Source organism: Mesorhizobium sp. 131-2-1 (genome assembly GCF_016756535.1).
In the GTDB taxonomy this organism is placed as follows: domain Bacteria; phylum Pseudomonadota; class Alphaproteobacteria; order Rhizobiales; family Rhizobiaceae; genus Mesorhizobium.
The window spans coordinates 152,746-172,806 of sequence record NZ_AP023248.1 but is presented as its reverse complement, the minus strand read 5'-3'; the positions used below and the strand labels follow the sequence as shown (position 1 = coordinate 172,806).

The window sequence follows — 20,061 nt, the reverse complement described above, 5'->3', positions numbered from 1 at the left end:
CATGGTTGTTGGCGGACCGTCTTGCTTGAACTCGCCCAGCTAGGCCCCCGATCAACGCTGTTTGCTTAAGAAGGTCGAGCGTGCCGACGGACCGCGATGCCGTAGCGACGTGGGTACCTTCAAGGCATCTGACCAGTTTCATTTCATTCCCCATTTTCACGTCGGCCCACCCCACCCAGGCCGAGCGCCGCGCCGGCTGCCGCACTCCGGTTCCGCCGGAGCATAAAAGCATAGCGAGGCGGCGATTGCAATAGATTGTCCAACAATTGATAGGGGCATCAAACGTCCAGCCAGTTTTCATCAGCGTTGGTATATCGCGAACCGCGCCTCGACCACGGCTTGGTATACCATTGATATGCCTCAATATTACTGCTCCTTCCAGTTAAAGTGCATCCAGGCCACTTGCATGATCCTGTCGAAAATTGGGTCAAAATTGGACTGCGACCTTCGATCCCAAAACGGCAATCGCCTTGATTGAGAAACAAATTGTTGTACAAAAATGGAATGTGAGATAGTCAAGCGGCGCTGCGCACTCTTGAGGCAGCATAAGAATTGAGTGGAAGATGGGTCACAATCATCAGGTTCAGCCGGCGCGCACCTCGGAGCTTTCCGAGGCGTGCCATCCTGTGGGTGCGGCGGAAGCCGAAGAAATCGCCAAACTTCTATATGGCGTGCGTGGCTCGGCCACACGCTTTGAAACCGAGAAAGACGACACGTTCCTCCTCGATTGCGCCGGCCGAGGGAAGTTCGTGTTGAAGATCGCTCATCCTTCCGAGCGGGTGGAGGAACTCGATTTCCAGGTCGCGCTGTTGCGCCATCTCGAGCAGCGGGCTCCTGACCTACCCATCCCCCGTGCACATCGCGGCGTCGACGGCGCGGATTTGCCCATCGTCACGACCAGTGCCGGCGAGCGGAGAGTGGTGCGGCTCATCACCTTCCTCTGCGGTGCGCCGCTCGACCGGACGACTTCCACCGCCCCACAGCGCGAACGGATTGGCGAGGTCTTGGCGAAGCTACGTCATTCAATGGCCGATTTTTCCCATCCCGCGGACGATCGGGCGCTGGCATGGGACGTCACCCATCTGCTCGATCTCTCCGATCTCTTGAGCTTCATTCCAGAGGGCGGCAAGCGGGCGTGGACCGTCCGCGCGCTGGAGCGGTTTGCCGAGATCAAGCCGCGGCTCGACCTGTGCCGGCGGCAAGTGCTCCACAACGACTTCAATACGTCGAACCTGGTCGTTGACCACGCCAGCCCGCAGTTCCTGACTGGGGTCATCGATTTTGGCGATGCCGTCCGCACCGCCATCGCGGTCGACGTGTCCACTGCGTTGATGAATCAGATGCCAAAGACCATCGACCATGCGAACCGGCGTGACCTGTTCGATGAACCGCGCGATGTTCTGCGCGGCTATCTTCGCTATGCCGAACTGACGGACGAAGAACTCCGGCTTATCCCTTTCCTGGCAATGGGCCGACTTGCGGTCCGCGCGCTTCTGACCTGCTGGCGCGCCGAGATGTTCCCTGAGAACAGCCGCTACATTCTGCGCCACACCGAAGCCGGGTGGGCTCATCTGGAGTGGTTCAACTCAGTGTCGACCGCACAAATATCCGATCTTCTGACCCGAGAGGAACTGTAATGCCCAAACAAGCGACTGCCCTGCCTAAGGGCTACCGTGGCGACATGGCCAATGGCTTCAACCCTCAGGACGCGTCTCATCTCCCAGGTGAAGACATTGCGCATGTGGCCAGGCGGCAAAGGCTGCTTGGCCCCGCTTATCGGCTATTCTATAGATCGCCGGTGGAGATTTCCCGCGCCAAGGGCGTCTTCCTCTATGACAAGCATGGCAACGAATATCTCGACGCCTACAATAACGTGGTGTCGCTAGGACACGCTCATCCGCGCGTCGTTGCGGCGATCCAGAAGCAGTTCGAGACGCTCTGCACCCACACGCGCTACATGCAGGAGCCCCTGCTGGACTACGCCGAAGCCCTGATTGATACCTTCGATGGTGAACTCGGGCGAACCGGATGCGCGATGTTTACCTGCACAGGTTCGGAAGCCAACGACCTTGCCTTGCGCATCGCGCGGTACCACACGGGCAAGACCGGCGTCATTGTCACGGCCGAGGCCTATCACGGCAACAGCGGCGCGGTGGCAGCAATCTCGCCGTCACTCGGCAAGAAATCGGCCCTCGATCCCTATGTTCGAACGGTCGCCGCGCCTGATTCCTACCGTCTGCCCGTCGAGGAAATCGGGCGGCGGATGGCGGAGGATACTGCGCGACAGATTGCCGACCTCGAGAGGCATGGCGGGGGCCTCGCTGCCTTCATCGCTGACCCCGTCTTCTCCTCCGATGGTCTCTATGTCGAGCCCACGGACGCGTTGGCGCCGGTGGCCGAAGTAGTACGCAAGGCCGGAGGCCTGTTCATAGCCGACGAAGTACAATCCGGTTTCGGGCGGACCGGTACCCACCTTTGGGGGCACGCCCGTCACGAGGTCGATCCGGATATCGTCACCCTTGGAAAGCCTATGGGCAACGGTTATCCCGTTGCGGGCTTGGTGGTGCGGCCCGAACTCGTGGCCGAATTCGGGTCCAGCATGCGCTACTTCAACACGTTCGGTGGCAACTCCGTCGCCATCGCCGCTGCGCAGGCCGTGCTCGACACGATTGTCGAAGAGGGTTTGATGGACAACGCTACCAAGGTCGGCGGCGAAATCCTCGACGGCCTCCGCGACCTGCAAAACAAGTACGAATTCGTCGGCGATGTTCGGGGGACGGGCCTCTATTTCGCCGTCGAACTCGTCAAAGATCGCGACCGGAAGATTCCGGACATGGACCGTGCGCTAGCGGCCGTCAACGCCTTGCGCGACCGGCGCATCCTCATTTCCGCGACGGGAGCAGATGCCAATATCCTCAAGATTAGGCCTCCGCTTGTCTTCACATCGTCCAACGCAGGACGTCTGCTGGAGGGCCTCGACGAGGCGCTTCGGTCCGTGCAGAAGTAGGGTGCGATACAGCATGATCTTCCTTGCCCTACATCGCCGCATATGAAGCTGCACGCGCAACATCGACGACCAAGGCCATGAAGCAAGTCCAAGACATAGAAACCAACGCTGAGCCTTTCCCCGTTAGCGCGGTAGAAGCCCTGACGCACGACCTGCGAGGGCGCATCTTGTCGGGAGATTTCCAGCCTGGCGAATTCCTCCGCGACGCCAGAATGTGCGAGGAGCATTCGACCTCACGGCACACATTCCGTACGGCGGCCCAGATACTCGTCACCCAGGGCTTGCTGCGTCAAATACCGAACCGAGGGTTCGTGCTGCCCGAATTCGGACCTGACGACATTGTCGACATCACACGTGTGCGGGGCGCCATAGAGGGCGAAGCCATTCGTTTGATCGTGCTGACCGGAGTCATTCCGCCCTTGGCGCTCAAGGCGGTCGCGGTCATGCACGCCTCGACCCTGTCCTCTGACAGGTCCGCGCTGGTTACCGCGGACCGCGACTTCCATCGCGCCATTGTCGCGGCGAGTGGGAGCGTTCGACTGGGGCGAACCTATTCGGGCCTAGAAGGCGAGATCGAGCTTCTCCTCGTCCAGCGGCAGGATTTCTATGGGACGGCTGAGGAAATGGCGTTAGAGCACGAGCGGCTCATCAACGGCCTGAGAAGCCGCCACTACGACACCGCCCGAGAAGCCTTCAAGGAGCACTGGGAAGATCTCCAGATCAAATTGCTTGATCAACGCTGACCAGCCCGCTCTGTGGATTGACAGCTAGAAACGATACCTGCCAGGCGGCTCTGAGCCGCCGGTTCGACGCAAGCGCAAACGCGAGTTTTTCAACGCCACCGGCCGAAAGAGGAGCAGGCCCACAAGTGCGATAACGAGCACGCGAGCATGTTGCGCCGCTCTACGCCGAACTGGAACTCGGTCGGCGCTTGAGCAACTCTTATCGATCAAGCGGTCAAAAACCCAAACATCTTGCGAGGTCCTGGATGATTTCGGCACATTCTATCGAGTGCGCGATGCGATCAAGGGCTGATCGGAACTTTGCTTCCGCATTCTTGGCAGCCGAGGTTGGTTTGAACATGTCGCCCCGCGTAGAACGCATTCACAGCGATGAGCGTCTCCCGGCCGAGGCCGACGTCGTCATCATCGGCGGGGGCATCCTCGGGTCTACGGCCGCCTACTACCTGGCGAAGCGTGGCCTCTCTGTGGCGCTCCTTGAGAAGGGCTACGTCGCCTGTGAACAATCGAGCCGAAACTGGGGTTGGTGCCGCCAGCAGAACCGCGACCGGCGCGAACTGCCGCTCTCGGTGATCTCCATGCGACTGTGGGACGAGCTCACGCGCGATATCAATCGGGACCTCGGATTCCGACGCTGCGGTCTCGTCTATGCGACCCACGACGAGGCTGTGCTCGCCGGCTGGGAAAGGTGGCGCGAGGTCGCCAGGGAGTACGAGGTCGAAACCCGAGTGCTGAGCCGGGCGGAGGTGGCCAAGCGCGTCCCCGAAGCGCGCGACAAATGGGTCGGCGGGACCTATTCGGAGCGGGACGGCAAGGCCGAACCTGCGCTCGCCGCGCCGGCTATCGCCGAAGGGGCCAGAGCTCTGGGCGCCACGATCCACCAGGGATGCGCCGCGCGGGCGCTCGACTTGACCAATGGCAAGATTGCGGGCGTGCATACCGAGAAGGGTCACATCAGAACCAGCGCGGTGCTGTGCGCCGCCGGCGCTTGGTCCTCGCGCTTCCTTCGGCCCCTCGGGATCAGTTTCCCCCAAGCGAGCATCAGGCAGACCGCACTGCGTTCCACCCCGACAATCAACATAGGCGAAGCGGTCTCCACGCCCTACTGCACGATCACGCGCCGACTGGACGGCAGCTATACGCTTGCGATTAGCGGAAAGGCGAACCTCGAAATCACGCCCCAGGCTATCCGGTATTGCCGGGAATTCATGCCGCAGTTCTTGCGCCGCCTGAAGAACGTCAGGCTCGGCGTCGGTCATTCGTTCATTTCGGGTCCGGATTCAATACAGGCGCTGCTGACCAACGATGATCGGATCTTCGAACAGAATCGCGTGCTGGATCCACCGCCCTTGAAATGGCTGGTGGGCCAAGTGGTGGAGAGTGTCCGGAAAACGTTTCCCCAACTTCGCGATTTAGAGATCGATAGCGCCTGGGGTGGCTTCGTCGATTGCACGCCGGACGCGGTGCCTGTGGTCTCGCAGATCGAGGGGGTGAAAGGTCTCGTCCTCGCGGCGGGCTGCTCGGGTCACGGCTTCGGTTTGGGCCCGGGGCTCGGCTATCTGGCTGCAGAGCTTGTCGTGAACGACACACCTTCCGTCGATCCCACACCGTTCCGGCTGTCGCGTCTGGTCGACGGTTCGAAGCTGGACATTGCCGCCATCTGAAGAGCCGGAAATCAGGCACGCCAAAAACAAGATCAAGGTGTCGGCAGACAAGTGAGCGGGACCCGCCTTCCCGAGTCTGTCGGGGAATGAGGCAAACCGGTACGAGTCGCATCAGAATGCGCTCAGGAACGCACCTCGCTCGGTTCGTTCGCGTGCGACCTCATCTGGACCGGTGTCCAGGATACGGCCGTCGCCATTTCGCACTCGGGGCCACGCGGCAGGCAGGGGCTGGATCGGTCATTTCGATCTGATGGGGCAGGGGTATGCCCGCCTGACAACGTCTTCGGAAATATTCACGATCATTAGGATCGCGGTAGTGCAGGCGGCAGTCTCCAATGATGGCCCTCCTGCTCCGGGCTTTCGAGTTGTCGGCGAACGCTCCGCGTTTACTAAAACGTGCTCGTATTCAGCTGAATGCGTGGCTGGCCAGCCCGTAAACCCAAGGTTCGTTGTGTTCTCGGTTGAGGAAGCGGCGCCCTTTGGACATGGTCGTAACAGACTCCGCGATATCAAGGCCGCTCTTCTGGAGGAACTCGGCAAACGCGCCGTCCTTTTCGCGCGAGTCGACGCGGACGAACCGCCCGATCAGATTTTTCAGATGCACAGCTGTAAGATGGATCGCGTCAAGTTCGTCGCGCGCGACGATCGGGCCGATTACAAAACCACCCCCGAATTCGCGACACATGGAATACCCGACGATCTCGCCGCTACGGCTCAAAGTGTAAATTGAGGCATCCTCGGAGAGCAACGCGAGCAACCTCTCGCGGTTTGTCCCAAACGCGCGCGTATCCAGCGCCGCGATCTCCTTTAGCCTATCGCTCGACAGGGCCTTCAATTCGCCGTCCAAGTTCGGAACTGGGAGCGTCTGTAAGACCTCGCCTTGGCGCAAGTATACGGTCGCCTCGGCGGTGAAGCCGAGTGAGACATAGAGAGGATATGCAGCGTGGGTGGCGTTGAGCGTCAAGCTGCGATCGCCACACTCTTTCAGAACCAAGTCCATGAGCCATCGACCGCCTCCCTGCGCTTGCGTGCGGGGCGTTGTGATGACCAAACCGATGGTGGCGAAATCGTTCCCATGGGGAAACCACATCGCACTGCCGAAAACCCGTCCGATCCCGTCCACAGCAACGATACCCCGGCCGGCACGGCGCAGCAGTTCCCAATCCTTTGGTCGATGCGGCCACCGGACCGAAATCGAGAGCGCATGCAGCAGCTTTACGTCGACATCATCAATGTCGCGCGCGACCAGTTCGAAAGATTTCAGGCGCACTGATCTTTGCATTTAGGTCGACCCGCTCCTTTATCGAATTGCCAAGCTCGCGAGCACGTCTTGATCGGGTGCCTGTTGCACGGTTTTGCAGCCCTCTTTTGCCCCAAAGTTGCACTCGAAGGCCAGCAAGTTTCGCTGGTTCTGACCTAATATTCAAAATCTTCAGCCAAAGCGCAGCGCCGTTCGGCAGGGAATGCTCCCGCGGGCTGCGACATTATCTGCATCCGATGAATAGCGCTGGCGAGCGGTACTCGTGAATGTCGAAGAAGTTTTCGCGAAGCTGATCGCATTTTCCGCAGCCCCAGCATGCATACGGCTGCGCGATCGCTGGTGGAGAATACCCGGCGTCACCGCGCCTGGGAGAACTGATCGGCGTCGCCGATCGGAAACTTGGCTACTAGCAGGAAACCTCACATGTCACTTCTGATCTCGATCGACACGAATCCCGCCTTCACGCCGAAGCAGTCATTGCCGTTGCCGGAGCGACTCATCTCCGGCGCTCCATCCTTCAAGACTTGGGCGCAGGACGCTTCGAAAAGTGAGAAGGTTCTGGCTGGCGTCTGGGAGGCGACACCCGGCGTTACGCATTCGGTGAAAGGCAGCACCTACGAGTTCTGTCACATCATTTCGGGTGTGATTGAAATCGAGGAGAAGGACGGCGAGACCAAGACTTATCGCGCCGGCGACAGTTTCGTGATGAAACCTGGCTTTGTCGGCGTGTGGCGCACGATCGAGACCGTGCGCAAGATCTACGTAGTGGTGAATGACTAATTTCAATGCACAAGATCCCGCCCAATAGAACGCGCCGCGATTGCAGCACGATCGGCTTTCGAAGTCCTGGTTGACGCAATGTGATCACGGTCAGAGGGCGCTATCTCAATGAAAAATGCGGTGTGCTCTCCACTATCATCAGATACCGCGACGTAGAGCTTCGATCCGTTACAGGAACTTGCGTTCATCGGGAATGAACGGGCGTGGACGGACGGCGCGCTGGAAAGCACGATCCGTCCGTTAGCAGCTGGGCGCGCTTGGGCGACCCTCCGAGCGGCGACTACAACGGGTCCAGCAGCAGCAGGATATCGGGCGGGAAACCTGTTTTGCCCGGCAATTTCAAGAGCGTGCTCATCGAAAGATACGATTGCGGCGACACGCGGACGAATTCCATCGTGCAAGGCGCCGGCGGCATCGGCTGAAAGGACAAATGACGATCATGAATGCAATCACGAAGATTGGTTTCCTGAAGGATGCGGACCTGTTTCGCCAGCGGGCGCTCATCGGAGATGTTTGGCAGCATGCGCACAGCAATGAGACGGTCGATGTGACCGACCCAGCAAGTCTGAAAGTCCTTGGAACGGTGCCCGATATGGGCATTGACGAAACAAGGGCAGCAATAGACGCGGCGCAGGCGGCGCTTTACGACTGGAAGGCCAGGACCCATGCCGAACGTGCAGCATTTCTGGAAAGCTGGCATAGTCTGATACTGGAAAATGAGGCTGACCTGGCATTGCTGCTGACGCTGGAACAGGGCAAGCCTTTGGCGGAGGCACGCGCCGAAATCCGCTATGGCGCCTCCTTCGTCAAATGGTTCGCCGAAGAAGCACGCCGGATCGGTGGCTCGACAATTCCGTCGCCCACGCCCGATCGCCGCATTCTGGTGCTGAAGGAGGCCGTCGGCGTCTGCGCCATCATCACGCCGTGGAATTTCCCCAACGCGATGATCACGCGCAAGGTGGCGCCGGCGCTGGCTGCGGGTTGTACGGTTGTCATCAAGCCGTCGGAATTCACACCATTCTCGGCACTGGCGCTCGGCGTTCTGGCGGAACGGGCAGGTATTCCGCCCGGGGTGATCAACATTGTCACCGGCATGCCCACCGGAATCGGCAACGAACTGATGGCGAACGGGACGGTGCGCAAGATCTCGTTCACCGGCTCGACGCGCGTCGGTGCGCTGCTCATGCGTGGCGCTGCCGATAGCATCAAGCGGCTGAGCCTCGAGCTCGGCGGCAACGCGCCCTTTATCGTGTTCGATGACGCCGATTTGGACAAGGCAGTTGAAGGGGTGATCGCATCCAAGTTCCGCAATGGCGGTCAAACCTGCGTCTGCGCGAACCGGATTCTCGTGCATGAAGGCGTTTACGACGCTTTCGCCGAAAAGCTGAGCCTGCGCGTCGCGCGGATGAAGGTTGGCGCAGGGACCGACGAGGGTACTGAGATCGGCCCAATGATCAACGCGGCCGCGATCGACAAGATCGAGCGTCACATCGCGGATGCGAAAGAGAAGGGCGCGCAGATCATCGCCCAAAGCGAGGCAGTGCCCGACGGCAAGCAATATGCACGGCCCGTCGTGCTGGGAGAGGCCACTACCGAGATGCTCCTGGCATCGGAAGAGACGTTCGGTCCGGTGGCGCCCCTTTTTCGCTTCGAGACGGAGGACGAGGCCATCGCAATAGCGAACAATACGCCGTTCGGCCTTGCCGCTTACTTCTATACAGACAATCTCAAACGGTCATGGCGTGTTGCCGAGGCGTTGGAGTTCGGTATGATCGGGCTCAACACAGGCATGATCTCGACCGAGGTAGCGCCTTTCGGCGGTGTCAAGCAGTCAGGAGTTGGCCGCGAAGGATCGCAGCTCGGCATCGAGGAATATCTCGAGATCAAGACCTTTCATGTTGGCGGGCTTGGTTAGTTTCTGCAGAGACTGAACGCGTATGGGCGCGCTGGAACAACAGAAAGAGGCGGTGGAGACCGGCCCTTTCTCTATTTCGACCAGGTGTCACTTCACGTTGTTCGAGAGGACTTCGGTTTGAAGGGAGCGGCGGCATGCTGCTCTCTGGGCTGAAGACCGGGAGCTGCCTTCTCATCTGTCGAAAATGGTATCGAGTGGCAAATGGGACTTCGCGATCGGTGACTTCAGCACGACGAAGCTAAAATATTTGTCGATTCCAATATCCAATTCGATCAAGCGCTCCATGATCGTCTGGTATTCAGTAATCCCAGCTGTGACAAACTTCACAAGATAGTCGTAACCCCCTGAAACCAGGTGGCATTCTATGACCGACTCTACCTTCTGAATGGCGGTGAGAAATCTCGCGAAGTCGTTATGCTGATGATGCTTGAGCGTCACTTCTGTGAAAACCGTCAAAGTCTGCCCCAGCTTCGCGACGTCGATCTGGGCAGAATAACCGGTGATGAAACCTTCTGCCTGAAGTTTTTTCACCCGCATCAGGCAAGGGCTCTGTGAAAGGTTGACCAAGTCGGCAAGCTCGACATTCGTGAGCCGCCCGTTCTTTTGCAGTTGTGCTAAGATCTTGATGTCGATCCTGTCGAGCTTCATCGTTAACCTGTCACACGTTCGAACCGCAGGTCGTCCGGCAGACGTCATCGATCGCTTCGTGCGTGGTCGCTGTCCTTCGCACATCCGGCGTCAGCACGCCTTCGCTCGAGACCGTTTCCACGGCCCTCATCAACCGTATGGACGCTGGGCTCTCACCCAGATGTTCAAGCATCTGGGCGGCGGTACAGAAGGTGACGATGGAGTTGGCGATACCTTTGCCAGCAACGTCGAAAGCCGAGCCGTGAATTGGTTCGAACATCAAGGGATACCGCTCGGGGTCAACGTTTGCGGTGGTGTCCACCCCCAGGCCGCCCGCCAGCGCCCCTGCAATGTTGGACAATATATCGCCATGAAGGGCGGTGGCGACAATCGTGTCGAGGCTGCGAGGTTTGAAAGTCATACGCACCGTCATAGCATTAACCAGTATCTTGTCCCACGCGACATCACTCCCGCGTCACCTCTGCCGCGATCTCATCCTACATTACCATGCCGCGGCGCTTCGCGTTGGATTCCGTGACCACCGTCAGAAACTTGCAGGGCGGCGACCTGCAACAGCCGAAATGTAAACGCCCACAGAACGCGCTCGCGTGGCTCGAATGCCGGAATAGGCGCAGAGTGAAATACCAATTTGGGCTCCCTCCGCGGAAGTTCCTGCTGCGTGCCTGCTAAGTTTCGGCGATTCTATCGGCCAGAAAGGGTCACACTCATCGGTGACTAAGGTCCGTTACTCCCGGATAGTCGCCAAGAGCCAAGTAGGCGCGGTAGGCTTCAGAAGGGAGGCTTGGAAAGTGAGCCGGAGAGTTCACGATAGGGAACAGTTTGACCGATCGATCGCCCCGAGGCGGAGATCGAAAACGCAATCCGCAGCGGGCTGGAGATGGCGGCTGAAAAGGGAGAAGATCTCGATGATCGCCAGCATCCAAGCTGTAGCTCCTCATGAGGTAGCGCTTTCGGTACGCGACCTGACAGTCAGCCTGCCGGCCGGCATGGAGCGGGTCCATGCAGTTGAGAATATCTCGTTTGATCTGAAACGCGGCCAGATCCTCTGCATCATAGGCGAGTCCGGATCCGGTAAGTCGGTCACGGCGAACGCGATCATGGGGCTGCTGCCAAAGGTGATCCGCGTTTCATCGGGTGTCATCCAGCTGGAGGGAATGAACATCATCGGCATGTCGCGCGACAAGCTGCGCAACCTGCGTGGACGAGTCGTGTCGATGATCTTTCAGGATCCGCTCTCGGCGCTCAACCCGCTGATGACTGTGGGAGCGCAGATTGATGAGGTGATGGCAGCGCATGGCTACGGCACGCCAAAAACCTGCCGCGACCGCGCCATTGAGCTGCTCACTGAAGTGGGACTACCCGACCCCGAACTCATGTATCACCAGTATCCTTTCCGGCTTTCTGGCGGGCAGCGGCAGCGCGTCATGATCGCCATGGCCCTGGCGCTCGAGCCAACGGTGCTGATCGCCGATGAGCCGACCACCGCGCTCGACGTCACTACCCAGGCACAGATCCTGGAACTGATCCGCGACATTCAGCGCCGCAAGGGCATGAGCGTGATGTTCATCACCCACGATTTCGGCGTGGTGGCCGAGATCGCCGACAGTGTCGTGGTGATGGAAAAGGGTCACATCGTCGAGCAGGGCAGCGCCGAGCAGGTCTTGAAGGCGCCCAAGCATCCTTACACCCAGCGCCTGATCGCGGCCGTACCGCATCTGACCGGCGAGGATCGCCCTCGTGCGGAGCCTGTCAGCAAGGAGCCGATCCTGAAGGTCGAAGGTCTGGTGAAGACCTATCGTGACGGCAGTGCGCTGTTCGGCGCGCAGCGGATTGTGAAAGCGGTGAACGAGGTTTCGTTCGAATTGGCACCCGGCCGCACGCTAGGCGTCGTAGGCGAGAGCGGTTCGGGAAAATCGTCACTGGGCCGGCTGCTGATCAAGCTGCTGGACAGCGACGGCGGCGGGATTTTGTTCGAGGGATCTGACATCGCCGAGCTTTCCGAAGCGGAGTTCCGCCCGCTTAGACCGCGGATCCAGATGATCTTCCAGGATCCCTTCGCGTCTCTGAACCCACGCTCGACCGTCGGCCACATCTTGACCGTGGGTCCGGTGGCTCACGGGACGCCTTATGCCCGAGCGCGCGAGGAAGCGCGTGCGCTTCTGGCCCATGTCGGTCTCGATGCCGGCGCTTATGGCCGCTATCCGCACGAATTCTCGGGTGGGCAACGCCAGCGCATCGGCATCGCTCGCGCGCTGATGTTCAAGCCGAAGCTGTTGATTGCCGACGAGGCGGTTTCCGCGCTCGACGTGTCGATCCAGGCGCAGATTCTGCAGCTTCTGGACCAGATACAGCGCGAGACCGGCGTGTCTATGGTCTTCATCACCCACGACCTGCGCGTGGCCAGCCAGATCTGCGACGAAATCGCCGTTATGCAGAAGGGCCAGATCGTCGAGCGCGGACCGCCCTCGCAGATATTCCTAAACCCGCAAGCCGCGTACACGCGTCAGCTCGTAGCGGCAATTCCAGGGGAGAGGTCAGGCAACGCCCGTCCAATTGCAGCAAACGCATGAAAAATAACAAGAGAGGAACTACCATGACCAAAAATTCAACGACTACATCCAACTACTCGAGACGCCAGGCGCTGCGACTGATGGCGCTCGGTGGAGCTGCAGGCTTGATCGCGCCCAATCTTCTGGGCAAGTCCGCTTTCGCCAAGACCCCTGCCGCGGGTCCGGCCGGTCGCGTCGTCGTCGGTCTTTCACAAGAGCCGACCGTGTTCAATCCGTTGATGGCGCATATCGAAGTTGATGACGCGGTCCATTTCTCGGTTTTTGATGCGTTGGTCAGGATGGACGCCAAAGGCGTCCTTCAGCCCAATCTCGCAGCCGAGGTGCCAAGCCAGAAAAATGGCGGCATTTCGCAGGACGGTCTGAACTGGCGCATCAAGTTGCGCGACAATGCCCGCTGGCACGACGGCCAGCCATTCACGGCCGAGGACGTGAAATTCACCCTCGAGCTTATCACGAACCCGAAGTTTCGGGCTTGGCGCACGAGCGGCCATTCGCTCGTGCAGGACATTACAGTGGTTTCACCTACTGAGATCACATGGCGGATGAAGGAGGCTTTTGCTCCCTATCTTTCGTTCTTGGCCGAGACCTTCATCGTGCCCAAACACATTTTAGAGAAAGAGGCCGATCCGAATGCAGCCGCATTCAACCAGGCGCCGGTCGGCACCGGCGCATTTAAATGGAGCCAGCGCGTCGCGGGCGATCATATAGAACTCGTCGCCAATCCTGAGTATGCCGGGGAAGGTCCCTATATCGAGCAGCTCATCTTCAAATACATTCCCGATATGACAGTGCTCTACACTCAGTTCAAGAGCGGCGACGTGGACCTGGTCGATCAGGCTTACATCACTCCCGACCACTACACTGAAGCCCACGAACTGCCGGACCGCCTAGTGACCCTGGAGACCGGCGCATCGCTGGAGTCGTTCTACCTGAATTTGGGCCGCCCGCAGTTCAAGGATTTGGCAGTGCGCCAAGCGCTCTACGCCGCTCTGGACAGGAAGGCGATTGTCGACACGATCTACTACGGCGTGGGCACACTCACCGAGAGTTTCATGCCGAAGGAGTCCTATTACTACAATCCGAACCTGCCCGCGCAGGAGTTCAATCTGGATCGGGCGCGCCAGATCCTGGATGAGGCTGGCTGGAAGCCTGGCCCGGATGGAATACGCGCCAAGGACGGAGTGCGGCTGTCCTTCGCCAACTCAACGACGTCTGGCAACAACCTCCGCGAGCAGACGCAGCAGTTCCTGCAGCAGACGTTTGCCGAGATCGGCGTCGAGATGACGATCTCGAATTTGCCAGCTGCCGTGATGTGGGGGGATTTCTGGGTGAAGTCGCAATTCGACACCGCCATGTCGGGCGTCACCTATCTGATTGCAGCGGACCCCGACGCCACCAACCGGCTGCATACGAAGGCAATCGCCGCTCAGGGTGGCCACGGTTCGAACACCGCGCAATATTCCAACCCTGAGGTCGATGCCCTGCTCGAAAAGGGCGCTCGCAGCTTCGATCCGGAAGAGCGGCGCGCGATCTACAATCGCGTGCAGGAGACGGTGCGCCATGATCTGCCGTTCCTGCCGCTGTTCGCCTACACAAACGTCCTCGGGCGCAAGAAGGGTCTGGACGGCTTCGAGCCCAACGCCAACACGCGCACCGCGTCGTGGCATGCCGCAAGTTGGCGTTGGAAGGCCTAATCCACGCTGTTGCCGCCGCCGAATTTACAGTGGCGGCGGCAACAGACCGTATCGTCAACCCACTATGGAGGGATTCGAATGCGCGGCTTCCTGCTCAATCGCCTCTCGCAGAGCCTGGTACTGCTTGTGATCGTTTCGATCATTGGCTTCGGCATTCTGAACCTTCTGCCCGGGGGACCGATGGCGCAATTCGGGCTCGATCCCGGGATGACCCAGCAGGATATCGAGCGTCTCAAGGGGCTGCTGGGCCTTGATCGCCCAATATGGGTCCAATATCTGGACTGGGCGTGGCGGCTGGTGCGAGGCGACTGGGGTCACTCCTTCCGTGACGGAGCGCCGGTGTTGCAGATCATTGGCAGCCACGTGTTCGCCACGCTGCTGCTGATGGGATCCTCAACCGTGATTGCGATCTCCATTGGCGCTTGGGTTGGAATCCGCGGCGCCACACGCCGCTACTCGCTATTCGATTATCTTGCGACCGTTGGCGCCATGGTCGCATTGTCGGTCCCTACCTTCTGGTTTGGCCTCGTCGGCATCTACATCTTTTCCCTGAAGTTGGGCTGGCTGCCGGCGGGCAATATGTCAGAGATTGGCGATAGCTCGGTCTTGGGCTATCTCCACCATCTAATCCTCCCAAGCATCGTGCTGTCGCTGGTCCATGTCGCGATCTGGAGCCGCTACATGCGAACGGCGACCCTCGACGCCATTAGCCAGGACTTCGTCAAGACGGCTCGGGCCAAGGGATTGAGTGAACGCCGGATTCTGATGAAGCATGTCGTCGGTAACGCGCTTTTGCCGATGATTACCTTGGCCGGAATGCAGCTTCCCAGTGTGCTCACCGGCGCGCTGGTGACCGAAACTGTCTTTACCTGGCCAGGAATGGGACGTTTGTTTCTCGATAGCCTTGGTTACAGCGACTATCCCGTTGTGATGGGGCTTTTGATGTTCTCGGCTATCCTCGTTCTGCTTGGAAACCTGATCGCCGACATTGTCGTGGCTATTGTCGATCCGCGCATTCGTCTGGCTTGAGCGCGCTACTTCCCCGTCAGGAGACAGCCGATATGACCGCTTTCACCGCAAATGCAGCTCCAAGCCGCTGGATAAACAACCGCGCCGCACTCCGTTTCATACGGCATCGCCTGGCGCTGCTCGGGTTGACGATGATCGTTTTCCTGTGCCTCGCTTGCGTCCTCGGCCCCCATATCCTGCCTTATGACTCACTGTATATCGACCTGCGGGCCCGCTTTGCTCCTCCGCTCACGGGGCACCACTTTCTAGGCACTGATCCGCTCGGCCGCGACCTGGCGGCAAGACTCTTGATGGCGGGACGGATCTCGTTGCTGGTGGGTTTCTTTGCCATGGTGTTGTCGACGCTCGTCGGCACGATGGTCGGCGTGATCGCAGGCTATCGCGGTGGCTGGATCGGAGCAACGCTGATGCGCACGGTCGATGGCTTCCTGTCGTTCCCATCGATCTTTCTGCTGCTGGCGCTGGCTGCGGCACTCAAGCCCAGTCCCGTGATGATCACAGTCATCATCGCCCTCACGAGTTGGATGGAGGTTGCCCGTATCGTTGAAGCGGAAGTGCGCTCGTTGCGCGAACGCGAGTTCGTCCTGGCCGGACGCATGCTTGGATTGAGCGGCACCCACATTATGTTCCGCGAGATACTGCCCAACGCCATGGGACCGATCATCGTTGCTTCCACCTTGACGGTGGCGCGCGCCATTCTCATGGAAGCCTATATCAGCTTCCTCGGCTACGGCATCCAGCCGCCCCTGCCAAGCTGGGGCAACATGCTCAACGGCGCCCAGCAATATCTGGGCAGCGCACCTTGGCTTGCCATCATTCCCGGAGCTGCGATCACCATCGCGGTGACCAGTTTCAACTTCATCGGTGACGGACTGCGTGACGCACTGGACGTCCGGGACGACCACATTTGAACGTTGGGCAAATAGCCCGCTCTCTCATCAGCAAACGCAACGAGAAGTCAGTCACGTGGCCGAGCTCAAAGTCGCCGACAAGAATACGCCCTACTGGTGGGAAGCGGCGCCGGTGAGGCCGCTGTCGCCACAGCCTTTGGCCAGGAGGCTGGACGTGGCGATCGTGGGCGCCGGCTATGCCGGTCTCTCGGCCGGGCTCGTACTGGCCCGAGAAGGGCGTTCTGTTGCAGCTTTCGATGCCATGAACCCTGGCGAAGGAGCCTCGTCGCGCAACGGAGGGATCACCAGCGGATCAATCCGACCGGACTATGCCACGATCACCAGGCGTTTTGGCGAGGATAAAGCCAAGGCGATTGAGGCTGAAGGCAAGCTCGCGCGCGAATTCCTCTATGACTTGATTAAGACCGAGGGACTCGACTGCGATTTCAAGCTGGTCGGCCGGTTCATGGGTGCTATCGGATACGACCAGTACGAGAAGATGGCCCGCGGCGCCGAGGCGCTGGCGAAGAGGCTAGGGATCGAATCCTACGCTGTTCCGCATGCCGAGCAGGGCAACTACATCGGCACCAACTTCTACCGAGGCGGCACGGTTCGGATGGACATTGGCGGTTTGCACCCGGCTAAGTTCCACGCCGAGCTCCTGCGGGTGGCCTTGGCTTCCGGGCTGACGGTCCACTCACGAACGCCCGTGATTTCCATCGAGAAAGATGTGTCCGGGTTCCGTGTCGCGACATCGGCCGGGACTGTGCAGGCTCGGCAGGTGCTGGTCTGCACCAACGGCTATACCGATGCCGCCGCTCCATTCCTGCGCCGACGGCTGGTGCCAGTTCGCAGCCGAATTATCGCGACCGAGGAACTTCCGCCTGAATTGATGGCGCGGCTGATGCCCAAGCTGATGATGATGGGCGAGAACCGAGAGCTGGGCTTCTATTATCGTCCTTCGCCCGACGGCACGCGCATTCTGCTCGGTGGGCGAGACAGTTCCCACGGCAACAGCGATCCGACAGCCCCGACGCTCCGCCTTCGCAACGGTCTGGTACAGCTTTTCCCGGAGTTGGAGAAGGTTCGCTTTTCGCACAGCTGGTTCGGCAACGTGGCCATGAACCGCGACATGCTGCCCCGCATCTTCGAGAAGGATGGCATCGTCTATGCCACCGGCTTTTGCGGTTCGGGTGTGGTCTGGGCACCGTGGGTCGGTACGCGAGCCGCCTACAAGCTGATGGGTCGCGCGCCGGAAGCCAGCACGGCTTTCGACTTCCGACCGCCGGCTTCCATCCCCTTCTATAGGGGCGATCCCTGGTTCTTGCCGGCGGTCATCAAAGGCTATGGCCTGCAGGACAAGATCGCCTGGTGGCGGGCCTGCCGCTGAGAAGCCGGGGGGGCAGTCTCTCGACCCCGGCCCGCCGATCGTGGCCATGAGGAAAAGCAGCACATGCACTACATCTCCACGCGTGGCCATCACGAACGCAGGTCGTTCTGCGATATCCTGCTTGAAGGTCTGGCGCCCGATGGTGGGCTCTATGTGCCCGAGGCTTACCCGATTGTGGACGATGCCATGCTGGATCGGTGGCGGGGCTTGTCGTATTCCGAGCTCGCCTTCGAAATCCTGTCGCTCTATATCGACGATATTCCACCTGGCGATCTGAGGGCCATCTGCGCGAAGACCTATACGCCCGAGCTTTTCAGGAGCGATCGGATCACGCCGGTGCGCGCGCTCGGGATGGACCTTCACGTCGCAGAACTGTCGAACGGCCCAACCCTGGCGTTCAAGGACATGGCCATGCAGTTGCTTGGCAACCTCCTTGAATATGAACTGGCCCGTCGGGGCGAGGAACTGAACATCCTCGGGGCGACCAGCGGCGACACGGGAAGCGCGGCGGAATATGCCATGCGCGGCAAGACGGGCATCCGTGTCTTCATGATGTCGCCGCACGGACGCATGAGCGCCTTCCAGCAGGCCCAGATGTTCAGCCTGCTTGACGAAAACATCCACAACATCGCCATCGAAGGAGTGTTCGACGATTGCCAGGACATCGTAAAAGCGGTGTCTGGCGATGCCAACTTCAAGAGGCGCCACCGCATCGGCGCCGTCAATTCGATCAATTGGGCCCGGCTGGCGGCTCAAGTGGTCTATTACTTCTCCGCCTATTTTCAGGTGACCGAAGAGAATTCATCACAGGTAGACTTCGCCGTTCCTTCGGGCAATTTCGGTAACGTCTGCGCGGGCCATGTCGCTCGCATGATGGGTCTTCCCATATCCCGTCTCGTGGTTGCGACCAACGAGAACGATGTGCTCGACGAATTCTTCCGCACCGGTGTTTATCGGTTGCGAGGCCACGCGGACACTTATGAAACCTCAAGCCCTTCGATGGATATCTCGAAAGCGTCTAACCTCGAGCGTTTCGTGTTCGACCTGCTCGGTCGCGATGCGAGCCGGACGAAATCCATGTTTGACGGTCAACTCACGGATCGAGGATCGTTCGATGTCAGCGGTGATCCCGCCTTCGCGCAGATGGCGGGTCGTTTTGGCTTTCGCAGCGGGAAGAGCACCCACGCCGACCGGTTGGCGACGATCCGTGACACGTGGCAGCGTTCCAACACGGTTATTGATCCGCATACGGCCGATGGCGTGAAGGTCGCGCGCGAGCACTGCGTCCCGGAGAGGCCGATGATCGTGCTCGAGACCGCACTGCCGATCAAATTTGCTGGGACGATCAAGGAGGCTTTGGGCCGGGAGCCCGATCGTCCAGACCGGTTCGATGGCATCGAGCAATTGGCGAGGCGGTTCAAACTGCTCCCCGCCGATGTGCAGACCGTAAAGACCTTTATCGCCGAAGCCCTGCAGGCTGCGGTCTGCTGAACAGCCGCTTCAGCAATCGGGAACCGCTTTTTCGCCATGGCTGTGTATACGGAGCTGTCAGTCGACGAAGTCGCAGCGTTCTTTCGGGCGCTGGGTCTGGGCTGGCCGAAATCAGTCCGCGGCATCACAACCGGAATTGAGAACACGAACTACTTCGTGGATACTGAAACCGGAGAGTATGTGCTCACGTTATTCGAGCGGCTCACATTCGAGCAACTGCCGTTCTACCTCCATTTCATGAAGCACCTTGCGGAGCGCGGCATTCCGGTCCCGGATCCGGTTGCTGACAGGCATGGCGAGCTTCTTCACTCGCTCAAAGGCCGGCCCGCGGTGGTGGTCAACAGGCTTCCTGGCGAGAGCGTGACAGAACCGACAGAGGCCCATTGTCGCTCTGTCGGGGAGATTCTTGCGAGAATGCATGTCGCCGGAAGCGATTACGCAGGAGGCCAGGTCAATCCGCGAGGACTTGAATGGTGGAACGAGGTGGTACCGGTAGTCGGCCGATACGTCTCTGATGCACAGCGAGCGTTGCTCTCGAACGAACTGGCCTTTCAGAGGCAGGTCGCGGCCTCCCTGACCTACGGGCAGCTCCTCGAAGGGCCGGTGCACGCCGATCTTTTTCGCGACAACGTCTTGTTTGACGGTGGGAAGCTAACGGGCGTCTTCGATTTCTACTTCGCCGGATGCGACACCTTTCTGTTCGATATTGCCGTGTGCCTCAATGATTGGTGCGTCGATGGCTGCACCGGCCGCCGACACGATGAGCGGGTTGCGGCTTTCCTCGGCGGCTATGAGGCTGTTCGCGCGCTTATTCCAGCCGAACGCACATTGCTTCCTGCAATGCAGCGGGCCGGCGCATTTCGTTTTTGGCTGTCGCGCCTCTGGGACCTGTACCTGCCACGAGAAGCAGCGCTCCTCAACGCACACGATCCCAGCCACTTCGAGCGCATCTTGCGAGCGCTTCGTGGAGAGATCGCATGAG

Annotated in this window: 15 protein-coding genes and 1 pseudogene; 13 read left to right on the top strand and 3 right to left on the bottom strand. The window is 59.8% G+C overall.

Going from position 1 to position 20,061, the window contains the following annotated elements; translation table 11 throughout:
* The first annotated feature begins 626 nt into the window (after positions 1-626).
* The 4 genes from JG743_RS33560 to JG743_RS33545 all read left to right on the top strand — a co-directional run bounded on the left by JG743_RS33560 (position 627) and on the right by JG743_RS33545 (position 5,411).
* Positions 627-1,637 (top strand): phosphotransferase, encoded by a 1,011-nt coding sequence (locus JG743_RS33560; protein ID WP_199201109.1) that lies wholly within the window; start codon positions 627-629, stop codon positions 1,635-1,637.
* Positions 1,637-3,007 (top strand): aspartate aminotransferase family protein, encoded by a 1,371-nt coding sequence (locus tag JG743_RS33555; RefSeq protein WP_199200885.1) that lies wholly within the window; start codon positions 1,637-1,639, stop codon positions 3,005-3,007. The genes JG743_RS33560 and JG743_RS33555 overlap by 1 nt, the downstream gene beginning before the upstream one ends.
* 77 nt (positions 3,008-3,084) lie before the next feature.
* The gene (locus tag JG743_RS33550) at positions 3,085-3,750 is read left to right on the top strand and encodes a GntR family transcriptional regulator (RefSeq protein WP_199200884.1); all 666 of its coding nucleotides are present in this window, start codon (positions 3,085-3,087) and stop codon (positions 3,748-3,750) included.
* A gap of 338 nt (positions 3,751-4,088) precedes the next feature.
* Complete coding sequence (locus JG743_RS33545) at positions 4,089-5,411, top strand: NAD(P)/FAD-dependent oxidoreductase (protein WP_199200883.1); 1,323 nt, start codon at positions 4,089-4,091, stop codon at positions 5,409-5,411.
* Between the two features lie 406 nt (positions 5,412-5,817).
* Here the strand turns inward: JG743_RS33545 and JG743_RS33540 are convergent, their stop codons facing one another.
* The gene (locus JG743_RS33540) at positions 5,818-6,693 is read right to left on the bottom strand and encodes a GNAT family N-acetyltransferase (protein WP_199200882.1); all 876 of its coding nucleotides are present in this window, start codon (positions 6,691-6,693) and stop codon (positions 5,818-5,820) included.
* Between the two features lie 402 nt (positions 6,694-7,095).
* Between JG743_RS33540 and JG743_RS33535 the strand changes: the two genes are divergently transcribed.
* Both JG743_RS33535 and JG743_RS33530 read left to right on the top strand, forming a co-directional pair.
* Complete coding sequence (locus tag JG743_RS33535; RefSeq protein ID WP_127286285.1) at positions 7,096-7,452, top strand: cupin domain-containing protein; 357 nt, start codon at positions 7,096-7,098, stop codon at positions 7,450-7,452.
* Between the two features lie 439 nt (positions 7,453-7,891).
* Positions 7,892-9,367, top strand: a complete 1,476-nt coding sequence (locus JG743_RS33530) for an NAD-dependent succinate-semialdehyde dehydrogenase (RefSeq protein WP_199200881.1) — start codon at positions 7,892-7,894, stop codon at positions 9,365-9,367.
* A 171-nt stretch (positions 9,368-9,538) separates the two neighbouring features.
* Here JG743_RS33530 and JG743_RS33525 read toward each other — a convergent pair whose 3' ends face one another.
* The gene (locus tag JG743_RS33525; protein WP_127421036.1) at positions 9,539-10,015 is read right to left on the bottom strand and encodes an Lrp/AsnC family transcriptional regulator; all 477 of its coding nucleotides are present in this window, start codon (positions 10,013-10,015) and stop codon (positions 9,539-9,541) included.
* 10 nt (positions 10,016-10,025) lie between these two features.
* Positions 10,026-10,554 (bottom strand): annotated as a pseudogene (locus JG743_RS33520) (isocitrate/isopropylmalate family dehydrogenase); the annotation flags it as partial.
* Between the two features lie 366 nt (positions 10,555-10,920).
* Between JG743_RS33520 and JG743_RS33515 the strand changes: the two are divergent.
* The 7 genes from JG743_RS33515 to JG743_RS33485 all read left to right on the top strand — a co-directional run bounded on the left by JG743_RS33515 (position 10,921) and on the right by JG743_RS33485 (position 20,060).
* On the top strand, positions 10,921-12,585 hold the full coding sequence (locus tag JG743_RS33515) for an ABC transporter ATP-binding protein (RefSeq protein WP_199200880.1): 1,665 nt from the start codon (positions 10,921-10,923) through the stop codon (positions 12,583-12,585).
* A 23-nt stretch (positions 12,586-12,608) separates the two neighbouring features.
* Entirely contained in the window at positions 12,609-14,279 is a 1,671-nt protein-coding gene (locus tag JG743_RS33510) for a peptide ABC transporter substrate-binding protein (protein WP_199200879.1), read from the top strand.
* A 78-nt stretch (positions 14,280-14,357) separates the two neighbouring features.
* Positions 14,358-15,308 (top strand): ABC transporter permease, encoded by a 951-nt coding sequence (locus tag JG743_RS33505; RefSeq protein WP_199200878.1) that lies wholly within the window; start codon positions 14,358-14,360, stop codon positions 15,306-15,308.
* 32 nt (positions 15,309-15,340) lie between these two features.
* A complete protein-coding gene (locus tag JG743_RS33500) occupies positions 15,341-16,219 on the top strand; it encodes an ABC transporter permease (RefSeq protein WP_199200877.1) in 879 nt (292 codons plus the stop codon).
* Between the two features lie 55 nt (positions 16,220-16,274).
* Positions 16,275-17,588 carry an NAD(P)/FAD-dependent oxidoreductase gene (locus JG743_RS33495; RefSeq protein WP_199200876.1) on the top strand — a complete coding sequence of 438 codons (1,314 nt, stop codon included), beginning with the start codon at positions 16,275-16,277 and terminating at the stop codon, positions 17,586-17,588.
* 63 nt (positions 17,589-17,651) lie between these two features.
* On the top strand, positions 17,652-19,079 hold the full coding sequence (gene thrC / locus JG743_RS33490) for a threonine synthase (RefSeq protein ID WP_199200875.1): 1,428 nt from the start codon (positions 17,652-17,654) through the stop codon (positions 19,077-19,079).
* A gap of 36 nt (positions 19,080-19,115) precedes the next feature.
* Positions 19,116-20,060 (top strand): homoserine kinase, encoded by a 945-nt coding sequence (locus JG743_RS33485; protein WP_199200874.1) that lies wholly within the window; start codon positions 19,116-19,118, stop codon positions 20,058-20,060.
* The last annotated feature ends 1 nt before the right edge of the window (position 20,061 follow it).